The sequence below is a fragment of the Primorskyibacter flagellatus genome (assembly GCF_014638275.1).
GTDB lineage: Bacteria > Pseudomonadota > Alphaproteobacteria > Rhodobacterales > Rhodobacteraceae > Pseudooceanicola > Pseudooceanicola flagellatus_A.
This window is the reverse complement of the sequence record NZ_BMFJ01000001.1, coordinates 2,132,015-2,149,823: the sequence shown is the minus strand read 5'-3', so window position 1 is coordinate 2,149,823 and position 17,809 is coordinate 2,132,015. Positions and strand designations below refer to the sequence as shown.

Here is a 17,809-nt window from a genome sequence, read left to right as displayed (position 1 = left end):
TGCCTTTGCGTCACGTGATGGCCTTTTTGCTTGGCCTCGCCCCGTTCGATTGCATACTGACGTGTACAGTCGAATTTAACTACCGGAATTCAAGATGAAATACATTCGCTCCATGGTCGCCGCGCTGGCGCTCGCTTTTGCCGCAACCTCTGCCGCCGCCGCCCCCGTCACCTACAACTGGACCGCCACGCTCACCAGCGTGACGACCTCGGCCTCCGGCATGCTGGTCGGCGACATGATCAGCGGCTACGTGACGCTCGACAGCGATCTGGGCAAGGCGGCGCCCACGTCGAACTGGCAACGATACAACGCCCCCGCTATCCTGGACTTCTATGTGTCGAGCCTCGGAACAATCGCCATCTCGGGGGAATCCTTCGCGTCCACCTATGACAACTATGTCTACTACTCCTACCCCTACACGTCCCGGCAGGACGGAATGTTTGTCCGCGCCAACCCCGATTCCAACGTGTCGACCTTCGTCCAGATCAACGTGCTCAACAATGCGGGTGATACGACGGTGACGGATACGCTGGAATTCGGCGAACCCTTCAACCTGGCCGCGGCCAATTCGGCCAAGGTCTTCTTCCGCCTCTCCGGCGAGTATGCCGAGGCGAACGTGACCACTTTCGAACTTTCTGCAATCCCGCTGCCCGCCACCGGGCTGGCGCTGCTTGGCGCGCTCGGCGGTTTTGCCGCTTTCCGCCGCCGCAGCTGAATGCAAGGGCTGACGCGCCCCGGACCCCGCGGGCGCGTCAGCAGTTCGGGACGTTGACGGCGAGCCCGCCGAGCGAGGTCTCCTTGTATTTCTCGTGCATGTCCGCCCCGGTCTGGCGCATCGTCTCGATCGCCGCATCCAGCGGCACCAGATGCGACCCGTCCCCGCGCAGCGCCAGAGAGGCCGCGCTCACCGCCTTGATCGCGCCAAGCGAGTTCCGTTCGATACAAGGCACCTGAACCAGACCCGCGACCGGATCGCAGGTCATGCCGAGGTGATGCTCCAGCGCGATTTCCGCCGCATTCTCGATCTGCTCCGGCGTACCACCCAGCACCGCGCAGAGCCCCGCCGCAGCCATCGCCGCCGCCGACCCGACCTCGGCCTGGCACCCGGCCTCCGCGCCGGAGATCGAGGCGTTGAACTTCACCAGCCCTGCTATCGCCGCCGCCGTCAGCAGGAACTCCGGCACCCGTGTTTCGGATGAGCCCGGCACATGGTCGAGGTAGTAACGTATTACTGCGGGCACCACCCCCGCCGCCCCGTTGGTGGGGGAGGTCACCACTTGCCCTCCGGCTGCATTCTCCTCGTTCACCGCCATGGCATAGACGCCGATCCAGTCGTTGATGACGTGCGGCGCGGTCAGGTTGCGCCCGCGCTCCTCCTTCAGCTTGGCGAGGATCCCCGGCGCACGCCGCCGCACATTCAGCCCGCCGGGCAGGATCCCTTCGCTGGCCAGCCCCCGGTCCATGCAGTCCTTCATGACCTTCCAGATCCGGTGCGTCCCCTGTTTCAGCGCGCCGGTGCTCCGCGCCGCCTCGTTCCGCTCCTTCATCTGTGCGATGGTCAGACCGGAGGCCTTCGCCATATCGAGCATCTCCGCCGCCGTCTTGAAGGGGTAGGGGACGGCGCTTCCTTCGGCCTCCGCCTTGCCGGACTCAAGTTCCGCTGCGGTCAGGACAAAGCCGCCGCCGATGGAGTAGTAGGTTTCGGACAGGATCACGTCGCCCTGCCGGTCCAGCGCGTCGATCACCATGCCGTTCGCGTGGCCGGGCAGGGACCGTTCATAGTCAAAGCGCAGGTCCTTGTAGGGATCGAAGGCCAGCGGAGACAGGTCCCTCGGCGCAACCGTCTTCGTCTTGGCGATCGACAGCAGCGTCGCCTCTGCGGCGTCCGCGTCGAACGTGGCGGGCAGGAACCCGGCGAGGCCAAGGATCACCGCCCGGTCCGTCGCATGCCCCTTGCCCGTAAAGGCCAGCGATCCGTGCAGGGTCGCGCGCACGCCATGGGCCGTGAACGGCGCCCCGCGCAGCCGGTCGAGGAACCGCCCGGCAGCGATCATCGGCCCCATGGTATGCGAGGACGACGGGCCGACACCGATCTTGAAGACCTCGAAGACAGACAGAAACATGGGCAGGGTCCTTCAGGAGTATTTCCCCGACCCTGCCGCATCGCCACGCGCCCGCGCCACCGGAAACGACGTAAGATCGCGGCGAAACGGCCCTGCATGACGGCGAAACGGGACAGGGGCGGGAAAAGGGGGCGATTCACGCTCGCCTCCGGGCCGGGTGCACCCTATAAGCCCACGCAACATCCGACCGAGGAGATTGACGATGTCCGGAGAACTGTCCCCGATCGACAAGGCCAAGTTCGTGGCGGCCAAGCGCTCCGTCGACTTTGTCGAACACGGGATGCGCGTCGGGCTCGGCACCGGGTCGACGGCCGCCTGGATGGTGCGCTGCCTCGGAGAGATGGTTCGCGAGGACGGACTCAAGATCAAGGGCGTGCCGACGTCGACCCGCACCGCGCAACTCGCGCGCGAGGTGGGGATCGAGGTGATCTCGCTCGACGAGGCGAAGTGGCTGGACCTCACCATCGACGGCGCGGACGAATTCGACGGCGACCTGAACCTGATCAAGGGCGGCGGCGGTGCGCTGCTGCAGGAAAAAATCGTCGCGACGGCCAGCGACCAGATGATCGTGATCGCGGACATCGGCAAGCAGGTCGACCACCTTGGCGCCTTCCCGCTTCCTGTAGAGGTCATCCCCTTCGGCTGGCAGACGACACAGGCGCTGGTGGAGGAGACGCTGATCTCCATGGACGTGCTCGGACGCAATTCGACCCTGCGCATGAACGGCGCGCGGCCCTTCGTGACGGACGAGGGCAACTACATCCTCGACCTGCACCTCAACCGTATCGGAGAGGCGCGCCAGCTGGCCATGGTTCTGAACCAGATGCCGGGCGTGGTGGAGAACGGGCTGTTCATCGACATCTGCGACTCCGTCATCGTCGGTTATGGCGACGGCCGGGTGGAGGTGCGTGATATCAACGCCGGCACGGTGGAGGAAAGCCGTCTGGATTTCCTCGAGGACGACAACCTGTTCTCCGATCTCAGCGACTGAGGCGGCGGCGCCCGCTCGGGAGTATTTCGGGTAAGATGAAGCAGGTCGCTTGCGCTGGCCTTACCTCTCCCCATGTGGGATAGGACATCCGACGGCAAGATGAGGCAGCGATGAGCGATTTCGACTACGACTTGTTTGTGATCGGCGGCGGATCCGGCGGCGTGCGCGCGGCGAGGGTCGCAGCCGGGGAGACCGGCGCGAAGGTCGCCATCACGGAGGAGAGTCGCTATGGCGGCACCTGCGTCATCCGTGGCTGCGTGCCCAAGAAGCTGATGGTCTTCGCCTCCGGATACGGCGGCATGGTCGAGGATGCGCGCGCCTATGGCTGGGAGATCGGCGAGGCCGCGTTCAAGTGGGACAGCTTCCGCCCGAAACTGGAGTCCGAGCTAGACCGCCTGGAAGGTGTTTACCAGCGCCTGCTCGATGGGTCGGGCGTGGACCGCTTCGATCAGCGCGCCCGGGTGGCGGACGCTCATACCGTCGAACTGGCCGACGGCACCCGCAAGACCGCGAAGCACATCCTCGTCGCCACCGGCGGCCGCCCCGTGCGCCCCGATCTGGAGAACGCCGACCTCGGCATTGTCAGCGACGACATCTTCCACCTGCCCGAACTGCCGAAGTCCATGCTCATCGTCGGCGGCGGCTATATCGCCTGCGAATTCGCCGGCGTCCTCAACGGCATGGGTGTCGAGGTCACGCAATACTACCGGGGTGCGCAGGTCCTGCGCGGCTTCGACGACGAGGCGCGCGGGCTGGTGGCCGAGGAAATGAAATCCCAGGGCATCGACCTGCACTGCGGCACCGACATCATCGAGATGAACAAGGACGGCAAGGGCATCCGCGTCAAGGCGACCAACGGTTCGGAAAAGGTTTTCGACCAGGTGCTTTTCGCCACCGGCCGCCGCCCCAACACCGACGACATGGGGCTGGAAGAGGCCGGCGTGAAGCTGGGCCGCAAGGGAGAGATCGTCGTGGACGACTACTCCCAGACCTCCGTGCCGTCGATCTACGCCATCGGCGACGTGACCGACCGGGTGAACCTGACCCCCGTGGCCATCCGCGAGGGCATGGCCTTTGTCGAAACCGTCTTCCGGGGCAATCCGACCCCGGTGGATCACGACCTGATCCCGACGGCGATCTTCACCCAGCCCGAGATGGGCACTGTCGGCCTGTCGGAAGAGGCCGCGCGCGACCAGGAACCGGTCGAGGTTTATGCAACCTCCTTCCGGCCCATGCAGACGGCGTTCGCGGAGCGCACCGACCGGGTAATGATGAAGCTCATCGTCAGCAAGGAAACCCGCAAGGTCCTTGGCTGCCACATCGTCGCCCCGCAGGCCGGAGAGATGATTCAGCTCGCCGGGATCGCGGTGAAGATGGGCGCGACGAAAGAGGATTTCGACCGGACCGTGGCGGTGCATCCGACCATGGCGGAAGAGATCGTGACGATGCGCAAGCCGACCCGCACAACTTGATTTTCGGCCCCGGATGACCAGTTTGGGGCATAGGTAAGACGACAAGAGTAACGAAAAGGACTGACATGGCTGGTAATTCGGGCGGCCCCTGGGGGGGCGGCGGCAATTCCGGCGGCGGGCGGCAGCAGCCGCCTTCCGGAGGGGGAGGGGGCGGACGTCGTCCCGACGGGGACAAACCGCAGATCCCGGACATCGAAGACCTGATGCGCAAGGGCCAGGACCAGCTGCGCGTGCTTATGGGCGGGCGCGGCAACGGCGGAACTGGCGGCACCGGCGGCGGCGGTGGCTTCGGCGGCCCGAAGCTCAGCGGCGGCACGATCCTGATCGGGCTCGGCATCGCCGTGGCCCTCTGGCTCGCGGCCAGTTTCTACACCGTCAAGCCCGAAGAAAAATCGGTCGAACTTTTCCTTGGCGAATATTCCTCCACCGGCAATCCGGGGCTGAACTTCGCGCCCTGGCCGCTTATCACCTACGAGGTCATTCCGGTGACCCGCGAACAGACCGAAGACATCGGCACCGGCGGACAGCTGGACGATGCGGGCCTGATGCTGACCGGGGACGAGAACATCGTCGACATCGACTTCCAGGTGGTGTGGAACATCACCGATCCGGCCAAGTTCCTGTTCAACCTGCGCGATCCCCGCATGACCATCCGGGCCGTGTCTGAATCCGCCATGCGCGAGATCATCGCGCAGTCCGAACTGTCGCCGATCCTCAACCGGGACCGGGGCGCCATCGCCGGACGGCTTCAGGACCTGATCCAGTCCACGCTCGACAGCTACGACTCCGGCATGAACGTGGTCCGTGTGAACTTCGACAAGGCCGACCCGCCGCAGCAGGTGATCGACGCCTTCCGCGAAGTGCAGGCTGCCGAACAGGAACGCGACCGGCTGGAAAAGCAGGCCGACGCCTATGCCAACCGGGTTCTCGCCGGGGCCCGCGGTGAAGCCGCGCAGGTGCTGGAAGAGGCGGAGGGCTATCGCGCCCGCGTCGTCAACGAGGCCGAGGGTGAAGCCAGCCGCTTCTCCGCCGTTCTGGAGGAATACTCCAAGGCGCCCGAGGTCACGCGCAAGCGGCTTTATCTCGAAACCATGGAAGAGGTGCTGGGCCGGGTCGACAAGATCATTCTGGACGACACCTCGGGCAACGGCGTGGTGCCCTACCTGCCGCTGAACGAACTGACCAATCGGAACGCGCAGCGTCCGGCCGCCACCAACTCGGCAGGGGGGAACTGAGCATGAAACGCACTGCCATCATTCTTCCCGTGCTGGTCGTGGCCGCCGTGATCGGCCTCAGCTCCATCTTCATCGTGGACGAACGCGAACGCGCGCTGGTGCTCCAGTTCGGCCGCGTCGTGGACGTGAAGCAGGAGCCGGGGCTCGCCTTCAAGGTGCCGCTGATCCAGGAAGTCGTGCGGTATGACGACCGCATCCTCAGCCGCGATACCGCTGCGCTCGAGGTTACGCCGCTGGACGACCGCCGCCTCGTGGTCGACGCCTTCGCGCGCTACCGCATCACCAATGTCGAACAGTTCCGTCAGGCGGTTGGTGTCGGCGGGATCGGTGCGGCGGAAAGCCGGCTGGATTCGATCCTGCGCTCGCAGATCCGGGAGGTGCTCGGCTCCGTCGCGTCCAACGACATCCTCTCGGCCGACCGGGCCGCGCTGATGCAGCGCATCCGCAACGGCGCAGTGAACGAGGCGCGCAACCTCGGCCTGGAAATCATCGACGTCCGGCTCAAGCGTACCGACCTGCCGCGCGAAAACCTCGACGCCACCTTTGCCCGAATGCGGGCGGAGCGGGAACGCGAGGCGGCGGACGAAGTCGCGCGCGGGAACGAGGCCGCGCAGCGCATCCGCGCCCAGGCCGACCGGACGCAGGTCGAGATCGTCTCGGACGCCCGCCGTCAGGCCGACATCGTGCGCGGTCAGGCGGATGCCCGCCGCAACGCCGTGTTTGCCGAAGCCTTCGGCAAGGACCCGGAGTTTTTCGATTTCTACCGCTCCCTCGCCGCATACCAGAAGGCGCTGCAGGCCGGGAATTCGACTATGGTCATCAACCCGGACAGCGAATTCTTCACCTATCTGAAGAACACCGGTGGCGCTGGCGGCGCGGCGGCCCCCGCCGCGGCCCCGGCATCCGGGGCTTCGCAGCAGACGGAGGAGCAAACCACCGGCGAAGCCGCTGAACCGGCAACGGAACAGACGCCGCAACCGGCGCCTGCGTCGGAATGATCGGACATGCCGCCATGGCCGTCGGGCTGGTTTTGATTGTGGAGGGGCTGGCCTATGCGCTGGCCCCTTCGCTTGTCGAACGCCTGCTGGAGGCGATGCGGGCGATGGCGGAGGATCAGCGCCGCGTGCTTGGACTCGGCGCACTGGCCGCGGGTGTCCTGCTGGTCTGGGTCGCCAAGATGCTGGGCGCATGAGCGGCCACGGTTACATCCCCATCACGCGCCTTTGTGCGCACGCGATTGGCTTTGAGTTGCGCGAAAGAGCGCCTACATTGCATGACAGGACAGAGGACGCGCCCCCGTGCGGCACGTCAATGACACACCTATCAAGAGGAGATACGGGAGTGAACACTCAGGCAATTTCCCGCCCCGGCCGGGCCATCGCGGACAGGCGCGTGGCCCTGTCCCCGCGGGCCTTCTGGACCCTGACGCTGGCGGCGCTGCTGGTCCTGACGCAGGCGCTTCAGGCCATGGCCCGCCCCGAAAGCTTTGCCGATCTGGCGGACAAGTTCAGCCCCTCGGTCGTGAACATCACGACCTCCACCATGGTGGCTGGCCGCGAACAGGGGTCGCCGATCGTGCCCGAAGGCTCGCCTTTCGAGGACTTCTTCAAGGAATTCCAGGACCGCAACCGCGGTGACCGCGCCCCGCGCCGGTCCTCCGCGCTCGGCTCCGGGTTCGTGATTTCCGAAGACGGCTACATCGTCACCAACAACCACGTGATTGCCGGTGCCGACGAGATATCGGTCGAATTCTTCAACGGCTCCACGCTGGATGCCAAGCTGATCGGCACCGACGAAAAGACCGACATCGCCCTGCTGAAGGTTGAGGCCGATGCGCCGCTGCCCTTCGTGAACTTCGGTGACAGCGACGTCGCCCGGGTCGGCGACTGGGTCGTGGCCATGGGCAACCCGCTTGGCCAGGGCTTCTCGGTCTCCGCCGGGATCGTGTCGGCCCGCAACCGTGCGCTGTCGGGCACCTATGACGACTACATCCAGACCGACGCCGCCATCAACCGCGGCAACTCGGGCGGCCCGCTTTTCAACCTCGACGGAGAGGTCATCGGGGTGAACACCGCGATCCTCTCGCCGAACGGCGGCTCCATCGGCATCGGCTTCTCCATGGCGTCCAACGTCGTGAAGGGTGTCGTCGATCAGCTGAAGGAATTCGGTGAAACCCGCCGCGGCTGGCTCGGCGTGCGCATCCAGGACGTGACCGAGGACATGGCCGACGCCATGGGCCTGCCGGATGCCGCCGGTGCGCTGGTGTCCGACGTGCCGGAAGGGCCTGCGATGGATGCGGGCATGAAGGCCGGTGACGTTATCACCAACTTCGACGGGGTGGACGTGGCCGATACCCGGGGTCTGGTCCGTCAGGTCGGCGCAACCCAGGTCGGCAAGACCGTGCGCGTGACTGTCTGGCGCGACGGCAAGACCGAGACGCTGAAAATCACGCTCGGCCGTCGCGAAGAGGCAGAGGCCGAAGCCGTCCCCGCCGCCCAGCCCGGTGCCGAAACGCCGATGGAAAAGGACCTGATGGGCATGTCCCTGTCCTCCATCACGCCGGAACTGGCCGAACAGCTTGGCCTTGACGCCGGTGCCTCCGGCCTTGTTGTGCGCGACGTGGATCAGGCTTCCGAAGCCTATGAAAAGGGTCTGCGCGCCGGTGACCTCATCACCGAAGCCGGTCAGCAGACGGTCGAGTCGATCACCGATCTGGAGGACCGGGTGGCGGAGGCGAAGGATGCCGGACGCAAGTCGATCCTGCTGCTGATCCGCCGCGAAGGGGAGCCGCGTTTCGTCGCCCTGCCGATCCCGGAGTAATCCGCACCCCAAACTGACAGAGAGGGCCGCGCCGCATGCGCGGCCCTTTTGCATGGCCCGGCGGATTTCTTCGCTATCCGCCCCCACGGAAAATTGACACCGCCCGGAAGTCGCGATTCAAGTAGCCGCAACGTTTGAACGGGGTCGGAGCAGGTTATGGGTCACAACTGGGGTCTTACGGCGGTGTTTCTGGCCGCGCTCACGGGCTGCGGCACCACCTATGAACTCCCCTCCGTCGGTGACGACCAGAATGCCCGCGCCAGCCGGATGTTCGCCGAGGCCCGCGCCGACACCAGCCGCGCCACGCTGTCCACCTCATCGGCCGAGGCGCGGTTCAACCGGGTCTCGCAGCGGGTCGCACCCGTGGGGCGGTCCACCTGCGAACAGATGCTGGCCGACCGCCCCGGTTTCAACTGCAACGTCGACATCCAGATCGACCGGCAGATGACCGACCGCAATGCCTACTTCACGTACAAGTCGGGCGCGCCGGTGATCCGCGTGTCCATGCCGCTCCTGCAGGACACCGGCAGCGACGACGAGGCCGCCTTTGTCATCAGCCACGAATACGGCCACCTGATCGGCCGCCACATCGAAAAGCAGCAACAGCAGATGGTCGCCGGAGCGCTTATCCTCGGCGGTCTCGCGGCGGCCGTCGGCGCGCAGGGCGGGGGCGGCTACAACCGCGACCTCGTGAATGCCGGCGTGGAGATCGGAGCCACCGCCGGCGGGGTCGCCTATTCCCAGAGCTACGAACTGGAAAGCGATACCATCGGCACCCGCATCGCCCATTCCGCCGGCTACGATCCGGTCGTCGGCGCCCGCTTCTTCGCCCGGCCGGAGGCCGCGCAGACCACGCAGGGCCAGCTGTCCTTCTGGGGAACGCACCCGCCGGACGAGAAGCGATTCGCAACCGTTCTTGCGACGGTTGATCAGATCAACGCCAATGTCGGGCTGAAGCGCACCGCCAAATAGTCGGCAACGATCCGCCAGATTTGTCTGACAGACCTGCCCGATTGTCGTTCGCCCGGCGACTGTTGCGGATCTGACACAAAAATTATGTCCCGAATCGGAAACGATTCGTTGCCTTAGTTCGGACTCAGTTTGCGGTTAACCAGTTTCACAAAGCAGTCAAAACACAACAAACGGGTAACGTCATGCAACTCTCCGGGACAGGATTGGTGGCCCTCTGGGGCAAGTTGGGTGGGTCTGGAACAACGCTGGCCATGGGGGCGGCAGGCACCGCGCTCTGGGGCTCGCTCGCCTATTTCTCGATGGTCGGTTTCAGCGGCAGCAGTGGCGGCACCGGCGCGCCGCTCGCCTCCAACGACTTGTACTACCGCATGGAACTGCCCGAGCGCGTGCTTCTTGAAGGATGCAAGAACAACTACGGCGGAAGCCAGTGCACCGATCAGGCCTGGGCCATCCTCGCCGCGAACGCGGACAAGGCGCGCACGCCGATGCCGGACTCGCTGGCCGGTGCGCTTCCTGTACCGCTCTGGAACGATCTTTCGGTGCGCCACGCCGCGACCGAACCGACCTGCGCCGATGCCTTGAACAAGGGGCTGCCGGAGTGGGTAGGGGCCATGGCCGCCTCCTCCAAGGGGCCGCACGTCGCCGTGCTTCCCGCCCGCTACACCGCCTGCCAAGGCATCGCCGCCGGGATCGACCCGATGCGGGAACATCGCCTGTTCTGGTACATGGACGGCGACAAGGTCCTGGCGCAGGTCCAGTGCACCGTTCCCGGCAGTTACTCGGACCCCTATTGCCAGCTGACGGCCTATCCGGAGAACGGCGCGCAGGTCGCCTCCTTCGCCCGTCTGCCCGCCGGCAACGTGGAGGACATCATCGCCCACGCTCCCGAGATGCTGGCGGCGCTGCAGTACAACCTGCCCAAGGAGATCGCCGCGCTGACCGACCTCGACCTTCTCGACGGGCCCTTCATGGTCGACCGCACCGCCGCCGCCGCCGCGCGGGACCTGCGCGAGAGCGTGAAGTAAGCAAAGAACTGAGACCCCGGACCCGGCGGCGCGAACTATGCGTCGCCGGGTTTCACATCGACGACGGCCAGTCCCAGCTTCCGGGCCGCCGCCAGCGACAGGATCCCGCTGTCCAGCCCGAGCGGCGCCTGATAGCCGCGCACCGCATGCCGCGTCGGCCGGTCCATCATCCCGTTGATCTGTCCGCCATAAAGCCCCCGCGCCGCCAGCGCCCGTTGGAGAGAGGCGACGAGGTCCGGGGTCAGCTCATGCTGGCAGGGGGTGCGGAACCACAGCTCCCGCCGTTCCTTGACAATGCTTTGCCGGGTTTCGGTCTTGTAGACCGCGGGCATTTCCACCGTCCCGTCCGAACGGACCTGCGCCGGCTGCAGCAGGATCTGCTCCGTCACCGTCTCGATCACCGCGGGCGTCGCCTCGCGGCCCCAGCAGGCGCCGGGCGGGGAGCCGGGCGGCGGGGCGGATCTTATCTGGATGATCTCGGGCTCACCAACGCCGGGCACGGGCAGGGGCATGCCACATCCCGCAAGAAGAGGCAGAACGACAAGGGCCACGGCTCCGGCACGCGCGGACCGGCTGCGTCTGTTCATCGGGATGCCTTTTCTGCTCGCCCGGGTCTTGGGCCCGTTTCGCGCATGATACCCCGTTTTGCCCTGTCAAGGAAGAGCCAGAGGGTCCACCTCTCCCGGTCCGCCGGCGCGCAGCAGGTCGTCCAGCATGGCCGAGATGTCCTCCACATGCTCCGCGATGATATGGGTCACCTCGTTCTCCCGCTGAAGCCGCCCGGTCACCCGCAGCATCCGCCCTGCGATCACCGCCCGGCGGAACTGTTCGTAGAGCTTGCGCCAGACAATGACGTTCACCACGCCGGTTTCGTCCTCCAGCGTGACAAAGATCACGCCCTTCGCGGTGCCGGGTCTCTGCCGCAGGATCACCAGCCCCGCCACCGTGACCCGCGCCCCCTGCGGTGGCAGGTCCAACATGTCGGCGGGCAGGCAGGCAGGCGGACGCGGCCAGGGATAGGGGTCGGGCTGGCGGGGATCGGGAAAGGGCGGGGGCGTCTCTTCGCTCATGAGGGAACAATTAGCGAACATGTTGCGATTTCACAAGCCTGTGCGCGGCTGCGCAGCAAATGGGCTGGAACGCCCCGCCCTCCGCCGGTATTGACGGAAACGGACAAGGCCAGGGAGACGACATGGCGAAGATCACCTATATCGAGCACAACGGCACCGAGCACACCGTCGACGTCGCCAACGGCATGACCGTCATGGAAGGCGCCCGCGACAACGGCATTCCCGGGATCGAGGCCGATTGCGGCGGCGCCTGCGCCTGCTCTACCTGCCACGTCTATGTCGCACCCGACTGGGTCGGCAAGCTGCCCGAGAAGCAGGACATGGAGGAAGACATGCTCGACTTCGCCTATGAGCCCGACCCGGTCCGCTCGCGCCTCACCTGCCAGCTCAAGGTGACCGACGCGCTCGACGGTCTCGTCGTGCAGATGCCTGAAAAGCAGATCTGATCGCGTGCCGGGCAGGGCGCGGCGCGGCGCTATCCGCCTGTGGTCCGGTCACGCCCGCAGTGCCGGGCTGGCGGCAGGCATCTGGCTGTTGGCGCTGACCCCGGCCCTGGCCGCCCCGCTCATCACCGCCGCCGCCTATGCCGACCCGACCGACCGCTACGACCACGGTGTGCTGGGCGACAGCATCGAGCACGCCACGCTTGTCCTGACGCTGGAGGACGGCAGCGAGCGCCGCTTCTCCCTTCCCGACACGATGGTCTTCGAAGACACGGCCCCCCGTCTCGCCGATATCACGGGCGACGGCACGCCCGAGGTCATCGCCGTCGAAAGCTCCCTCACCGAAGGGGCGCGCCTTGCGATCTACACCGCCGACGGCCGCTTCGTCGCCACCGCCTTCATCGGCCAGCCGCACCGCTGGCTCGCCCCGGTCGGCGCAGCGGATTTCGACGGCGACGGCCGGATCGAGATCGCCTATGTCGACCGCCCCCATCTCCTTGAAACCCTGCGCCTCGTCCGGCTCGAAGGCCGGGAGCTGCGCGAAATCGCGGCCCTGCGCGGTGTCACCAACCACCGCATCGGCTGGAATTACATTGTCGGTGGCGTCCGCACCTGCACCACCCGCCCCGAGATCATCCTCGCCACCGGGGACTGGAGCACGAACCTTTCGGTCTATTGGCGTCCGGACCAGTCCCGGCTCGACACCCGCGCAGAGGGGCGCTTTACCGGCGCCGCGAGCATGGACAAACTCCTGCACTGCGAAGGCTGAACCGGCTTTCATCTTGCCGGAAGTATCCTCGGGGGTGAACTGGCCGACAGGCCAGGAGGGGGCGGACAGCCCCCTTTGCCCTCAGCCCAGAACGCGCCATCCGATGTCTGACCGCGAGAACCCCTCCGGCCAGTCCACCGCCGCGACCATCGCATAGGCCCGCTCCCGTGCCTCGGCGAGGGTGGCGCCCCGCGCCGTCGCGTTCAGCACGCGCCCGCCATTGGCCAGCACGCGTCCGCCCTCGGCCCTTGTCCCCGCGTGGAAGCAGACCTCCCATGACGTGACCGGCAGGGCGTCCAGCCCCCGGATTTCCGTTCCCTTGGCATAAGCACCCGGATAGCCCTGGGCGGCCAGAACCACGGTCATCGCATGGTCGTCCGCCCAGTTGACACGCGCCTCGGCCAGCCGGTGTTCCGCCGCCGCATGCATCAGGTCCAGCGCCTGTGCGCCAAGCCGCAGCATCAGCACCTGGCACTCGGGATCGCCGAAGCGGCAGTTGTATTCCACCAGCCGCGCTTCGCCGTCCTTGATCATCAGCCCAACGTAGAGCACGCCCTCATAGGGCATCGCCCGCTTCGCCATCTCGGCCAGGGTCGGGCGCACGATCCGTTCCATCACCTGGTCCTGCAGCGCCTGTGTCAGCACCGGGGCAGGGGAGTACGCCCCCATCCCCCCGGTATTCGGCCCCCGGTCGCCGTCATAAGCCCGCTTGTGGTCCTGCGCCGTGCCGATGGGCAGCGCATCCGTTCCGTCGCAGAGCACGAAGAACGAGGCCTCCTCGCCCTCCATGAACTCCTCGATCACCACCTCGGCCCCGGCCGCACCGAATTCGCCGCCAAACATGTCGTCGATGGCCGCCAGCGCCTCGTCCTCGGTCATCGCGACGATCACACCCTTGCCCGCGGCCAGACCGTCGGCCTTGACGACAATCGGAGCGCCCTGGGCCCGGATATGATCCTTCGCCGGTCCTGCCTCGGTGAAGCGCGCATATCCGGCGGTCGGCGCGCCCGAGGCGTCGCAGATCTCCTTGGTGAAGGCCTTGGACGCCTCCAGCCGCGCGGCCTCCCGCGAGGGACCGAAAACCAGAAACCCGCCTTTTCGCAGGTGATCCGCGACCCCCGCGGCCAGCGGAGCTTCGGGGCCGACGATGATGAAATCTATCGAGTTGTCCTCGCAAAACACCGCCACCGCACCCCCGTCGAGGATATCCAGATCCGCACATTCCGCGATCCCGGCGATCCCGGCATTGCCCGGCGCCACGATCAGCTTGTCGCATTTCGGGTTCTGCAGCACGGCCCAGGCCAGCGCATGTTCGCGGCCGCCGCCGCCAAGGATCAGGATGTTCATCAGGGGCCCCCGGTTGGATCAGACGCGGTTCTAGGCACGCCCGCCGCGCTTGGCAACTAGAGGCTCGCCGCCGCCCGCGCCGCCTGATCGTAGCTTCCCGAAATCGCCCGCAGCAACGCCGCCAGCCGCGACATCTCTTCCGGGTCCACGCCGGTCGCCTTAAGCCCCCGGATCAGCAGAGCCTCGCGCACCTCTCCGTAACGGGTGCACAGCTCGGCCCCCTTCGGCGTGATCGCGACCGTCTTCTCCTTGCCCTTGCGCCCGGTCTCGACCAGTTCGCGCTCTCCCAGTTTGCGCAGGGCGTAGGTGACCAGATGCGTGTCCTCCACGTTCAGCACAAGGCAGATGTCGGCCAGTGTCTTCGGCCTCTCGCGGTGATGTACCAGATGCAGGATCAGGATCTCCAGCGGCGCCATCCCCGGCTCTCCGGCGGCGGCCATGCACCGGGTCATCCAGCGATGGAAGGCGTGGTTCGCCATGGTGAGCGCAAACTCCATCTCCGAACTCTCGGGCAGGGCCGAGCGGGCAAGATGGGCGGAACTGACCACGGGGCCTATCGTCATGCGCTCCCGGCTCATTTCGACAACATCGTCCCGGGCAGCCAGAGCGCGATTTGCGGGAAGACCGACAGGATCGCCACCGCCACCACCAGCAGCGCGAAGAAGGGCGCGGCATAGCCCGCCAGCGTCAGGATGTCCCGCCCGGTGATCTTCTGAAGCACGAACAGGTTGAACCCGACCGGCGGTGTGATCTGGCTCATCTCCACGACCAGAACGAGGAAGACGCCGAACCAGATCGGGTCGATCCCGACCGCCGTGACCATCGGCAGGATGATCGACACGGTCAGCACCACGATGGAGATCCCGTCAAGGAACATCCCCATGACGATGAAAAACACCGTCAGCGCTGCGAGCAGGGCGTAAGGCGACAGCCCCATCCCGCCGATCCACCCGGCGAGCGCGCGCGGAATGCCCGTGTAGCCCATGGCGACCGTCAGGAAGGATGCGCCCGCGAGGATGAACGAGATCATGCAGGTCGTGATCGTCGCCGCCCGGAGGGCATCGAAGAACGCCGCCCGGCTCATCGCCCCGGTGGCCGAGGCGAGGATCAGCGCCCCCGCCACCCCGATCACTGCCGCCTCGGTCGGAGAGGCGACACCGGCATAGATCGACCCGATCACCGCCACGATCAGCCCGACGACCGGCAGGAGCCGCAGCAGCGCGGCGAAACCCTTGCCGTCATCCACGGGTTCCTCCGCCGGCATCTTCGACGGGTTCAGCAGCGTCCAGATCGCGATATAGCCGGAAAACAGAAGGGCCAGCATCAGTCCCGGTACAAGGCCGGCAAGGAACAGCCGCGCGATGGATTGCTCTGTCGCCGCGCCGTAGACGATCAGGATGATCGACGGCGGGATCAGGAAGCCGAAGGTGCCCGATCCAGCCAGCGTGCCGATGGCCATGCGTGCGTTGTAGCCCCGCGCGGTCAGTTCCGGCACCGACATCCGCCCGATGGTCGCCGTGGTCGCGGCCGAAGACCCTGACACGGCCGCAAACAGCGCGCAGCCCAGCACGTTCACATGCAGAAGCCGCCCGGGCAGGCGGCGGGTAAAGGGGGCGAGCCCTTCGAACATGTCCGAGGACAGGCGCGACCGGACAAGGATCTCTCCCATCCAGATGAACATCGGCAAGGATGTCAGGTCCCAGATCGTCAGCCCGCCCCAGACCTTGGTGGCGAAGACAAGGCTCACCGGGGCCGAAGACGCCGCCATCATGGCGACCAGCCCGACCGCGATCAGCGCGAAGCCGATCCATAGCCCCGCCGCCAGAACCGCAAACAGGACGACCACCAGCAGGGGGGCGAGCGTGGCGATTTCCATCAGCCCTCTCCCCCTTCGTTGGCGGCATAGGTCGGCTCACCGCCCCGCGTCAGCGTGACCATCGCGTCGATCAGTGCCACCGCCAGCAGCACCAGCCCGAAGGTCATGACGCCCTGCGGGATCGCCAGCGGCACCTTGACCATGCCGTAGCTGACCGCGTCGAACTTGATGGAGTCGATGAACTGCGTCCAGCTGGACCAGCTGGCGAACAGGGCCAGCGCAGCGGCACCTCCGGCCACCAGTGTTGCCAGGGCACGGCCCGCGCGTTCCGGCAGCGTGCCCGTCAGCAGCGTCACCCGCACATGCCCTCCGGCGGCAAAGGTCCCGGCGAGGCCAAGGAAGACACCGCCGAGGAAAAGAAACCCGCCGATCTCGGCAATAGAGGGGATCGTGATCCCCGGCGGCGGCGCACCGATCGCCCGCGCGATCCGGTCGGCCATCCGGCCCAGCACCTGGACCAGCACCAGAACGGCGATGACGGCGAAACTCGCGGCGGCCAGCCAGAGGGCCGCGGCATAGAGCCGGTCGAGAAAGGCGCGCATGAACTCTCTCCTCGAAAAGGAACGGGGCCGGAAATCCCGGCCCCGTAGGGGACTTACATGCCCTTGTAGGCGTCGATCACGGCCTTGCCGCCGTCACCCGCCTCGGCCAGCCATTCCTCGGTCATGGTCGCGCCGATGGCCTGCAGTTCACCCGACAGCGTGTCGGAGGCGGCAACGACCGTCATGCCCTTTTCCTTCAGCGTGGCGATCTTCTCGTCCGTCTCGGCGGCGGACATTTCCCAGCCCCGTGTCTCGGCGGCGGCGGCAGCCTCCTTCACGGCGCTCTGCACCTCGGCCGGAAGCGCTTCGAAGGCGGCAGTGTTCACGAAGACCATGTTCTTCGGCAGCCAGGCCTGAACGTCTGTATAGACCGAGGTGTAGTCCCAGGCCTGCGACGACACGCCGGTGGAGGGCGAGGTGATCATCGCCGCGACCCGTCCCGTGGAGAAGGCGGTCGGAATGTCGCCCGTCTCGATCTGCGTCGGCACGGCACCCATGAGCTGCGCCAGCCGTTCGGTCGCGGTGTTGTAGGCGCGGAAGGCCTGACCTTCGAGGTCCTTGGCGCTTTCAACCGGTTCCTTGGTGTAGATGCTCTGCCCCGGCCACGGCACGGCGAACAGCAGCGTCAGTCCCTGCTCGGCCAGCTTTTCTTCCACCATCGGGCGGGAGGCCTCCCAGAGCTTTTCGGCATCGTCGTAGGAGGCGGCGAGGAAGGGGATCGAATCCACCCCGAACACCGGGTCCTCGTTGGCGAGGCGCGACATCAGGATCTCTCCGATCGGGGCGAGTCCACGACGGACCGAATCCTTGATCTCGGGATGGCCGAAGAGCGAACCGGCGGAATGCACGGTGATCTCGAGAGCGCCGCCGGACTTCTCGGCCACGTCCTTGGCAAAGTCCATGATGTTCATCGTGTGGAAGACGCTGTCGCCGTAGGGCGTTGGCATATCCCACTTTTCGGCCCATGCGGGCAGCGCCATGGCGGTGAGGACACCGGCCAGAAGGGGCATCTTGAACGATACGGTCATTGGGGTTCCCTGTTGTTTTTCGCGCGGCCTTTCGGGTGGTCCGGCGCGGGCCGCTGTCGTCCCGGACAGGGGAAGCGTGACTCGGCTACCGTCATT

General features: G+C 66.4%; 19 protein-coding genes. 11 read left to right on the top strand and 8 right to left on the bottom strand.

Going from position 1 to position 17,809, the window contains the following annotated elements:
* Positions 1-94 precede the first annotated feature (94 nt).
* Complete coding sequence (locus IEV87_RS10655) at positions 95-715, top strand: hypothetical protein (RefSeq protein WP_188477663.1); 621 nt, start codon at positions 95-97, stop codon at positions 713-715.
* A 37-nt stretch (positions 716-752) separates the two neighbouring features.
* Here the strand turns inward: IEV87_RS10655 and IEV87_RS10650 are convergent, their stop codons facing one another.
* Positions 753-2,123: an L-serine ammonia-lyase gene (locus IEV87_RS10650; protein WP_188477662.1), complete on the bottom strand. Its 1,371-nt coding sequence runs from the start codon at positions 2,121-2,123 to the stop codon at positions 753-755.
* Between the two features lie 202 nt (positions 2,124-2,325).
* On the opposite strand from IEV87_RS10650, the gene rpiA reads away from it, so the two are divergent.
* The 8 genes from rpiA (at position 2,326) to IEV87_RS10610 (ending at position 10,638) form a co-directional block, all read left to right on the top strand.
* Positions 2,326-3,114 carry a ribose-5-phosphate isomerase RpiA gene (gene rpiA / locus IEV87_RS10645; RefSeq protein WP_188477661.1) on the top strand — a complete coding sequence of 263 codons (789 nt, stop codon included), beginning with the start codon at positions 2,326-2,328 and terminating at the stop codon, positions 3,112-3,114.
* A gap of 110 nt (positions 3,115-3,224) precedes the next feature.
* Positions 3,225-4,586: a glutathione-disulfide reductase gene (gor, locus tag IEV87_RS10640; RefSeq protein ID WP_188477660.1), complete on the top strand. Its 1,362-nt coding sequence runs from the start codon at positions 3,225-3,227 to the stop codon at positions 4,584-4,586.
* Positions 4,587-4,651: 65 nt separating this feature from the next.
* On the top strand, positions 4,652-5,821 hold the full coding sequence (gene hflK, locus IEV87_RS10635; RefSeq protein WP_188477659.1) for an FtsH protease activity modulator HflK: 1,170 nt from the start codon (positions 4,652-4,654) through the stop codon (positions 5,819-5,821).
* Between the two features lie 2 nt (positions 5,822-5,823).
* Positions 5,824-6,819 carry a protease modulator HflC gene (gene hflC, locus IEV87_RS10630; protein WP_188477658.1) on the top strand — a complete coding sequence of 332 codons (996 nt, stop codon included), beginning with the start codon at positions 5,824-5,826 and terminating at the stop codon, positions 6,817-6,819.
* Positions 6,816-7,013 (top strand): DUF2065 domain-containing protein, encoded by a 198-nt coding sequence (locus tag IEV87_RS10625; protein ID WP_188477657.1) that lies wholly within the window; start codon positions 6,816-6,818, stop codon positions 7,011-7,013. The genes hflC and IEV87_RS10625 overlap by 4 nt, the downstream gene beginning before the upstream one ends.
* 119 nt (positions 7,014-7,132) lie before the next feature.
* Positions 7,133-8,641, top strand: a complete 1,509-nt coding sequence (locus IEV87_RS10620) for a DegQ family serine endoprotease (RefSeq protein ID WP_188477656.1) — start codon at positions 7,133-7,135, stop codon at positions 8,639-8,641.
* A gap of 156 nt (positions 8,642-8,797) precedes the next feature.
* On the top strand, positions 8,798-9,613 hold the full coding sequence (locus IEV87_RS10615; protein ID WP_188477655.1) for a M48 family metallopeptidase: 816 nt from the start codon (positions 8,798-8,800) through the stop codon (positions 9,611-9,613).
* A gap of 182 nt (positions 9,614-9,795) precedes the next feature.
* The gene (locus tag IEV87_RS10610; RefSeq protein ID WP_188477654.1) at positions 9,796-10,638 is read left to right on the top strand and encodes a hypothetical protein; all 843 of its coding nucleotides are present in this window, start codon (positions 9,796-9,798) and stop codon (positions 10,636-10,638) included.
* 35 nt (positions 10,639-10,673) lie between these two features.
* Here the strand turns inward: IEV87_RS10610 and IEV87_RS10605 are convergent, their stop codons facing one another.
* Positions 10,674-11,225, bottom strand: a complete 552-nt coding sequence (locus IEV87_RS10605; RefSeq protein ID WP_188477653.1) for a peptidoglycan-binding domain-containing protein — start codon at positions 11,223-11,225, stop codon at positions 10,674-10,676.
* 66 nt (positions 11,226-11,291) lie between these two features.
* On the bottom strand, positions 11,292-11,708 hold the full coding sequence (locus IEV87_RS10600) for an OB-fold nucleic acid binding domain-containing protein (RefSeq protein ID WP_188477652.1): 417 nt from the start codon (positions 11,706-11,708) through the stop codon (positions 11,292-11,294).
* A 122-nt stretch (positions 11,709-11,830) separates the two neighbouring features.
* Between IEV87_RS10600 and IEV87_RS10595 the strand changes: the two genes are divergently transcribed.
* A complete protein-coding gene (locus tag IEV87_RS10595; protein ID WP_188477651.1) occupies positions 11,831-12,154 on the top strand; it encodes a 2Fe-2S iron-sulfur cluster-binding protein in 324 nt (107 codons plus the stop codon).
* Positions 12,155-12,158: 4 nt separating this feature from the next.
* On the top strand, positions 12,159-12,920 hold the full coding sequence (locus IEV87_RS10590; RefSeq protein WP_188477650.1) for an FG-GAP repeat domain-containing protein: 762 nt from the start codon (positions 12,159-12,161) through the stop codon (positions 12,918-12,920).
* Between the two features lie 81 nt (positions 12,921-13,001).
* Here the strand turns inward: IEV87_RS10590 and purD are convergent, their stop codons facing one another.
* From purD to IEV87_RS10565, 5 genes are all read right to left on the bottom strand, one after another.
* Complete coding sequence (gene purD / locus IEV87_RS10585) at positions 13,002-14,267, bottom strand: phosphoribosylamine--glycine ligase (RefSeq protein WP_188477649.1); 1,266 nt, start codon at positions 14,265-14,267, stop codon at positions 13,002-13,004.
* A gap of 56 nt (positions 14,268-14,323) precedes the next feature.
* Positions 14,324-14,764: a winged helix DNA-binding protein gene (locus IEV87_RS10580; RefSeq protein WP_188478407.1), complete on the bottom strand. Its 441-nt coding sequence runs from the start codon at positions 14,762-14,764 to the stop codon at positions 14,324-14,326.
* Between the two features lie 77 nt (positions 14,765-14,841).
* Positions 14,842-16,143: a TRAP transporter large permease gene (locus IEV87_RS10575; protein ID WP_188477648.1), complete on the bottom strand. Its 1,302-nt coding sequence runs from the start codon at positions 16,141-16,143 to the stop codon at positions 14,842-14,844.
* The gene (locus tag IEV87_RS10570) at positions 16,143-16,685 is read right to left on the bottom strand and encodes a TRAP transporter small permease (protein ID WP_188477647.1); all 543 of its coding nucleotides are present in this window, start codon (positions 16,683-16,685) and stop codon (positions 16,143-16,145) included. The genes IEV87_RS10575 and IEV87_RS10570 overlap by 1 nt, the downstream gene beginning before the upstream one ends.
* A 53-nt stretch (positions 16,686-16,738) precedes the next feature.
* On the bottom strand, positions 16,739-17,713 hold the full coding sequence (locus IEV87_RS10565) for a TRAP transporter substrate-binding protein (protein ID WP_229737527.1): 975 nt from the start codon (positions 17,711-17,713) through the stop codon (positions 16,739-16,741).
* Positions 17,714-17,809: the final 96 nt, after the last annotated feature.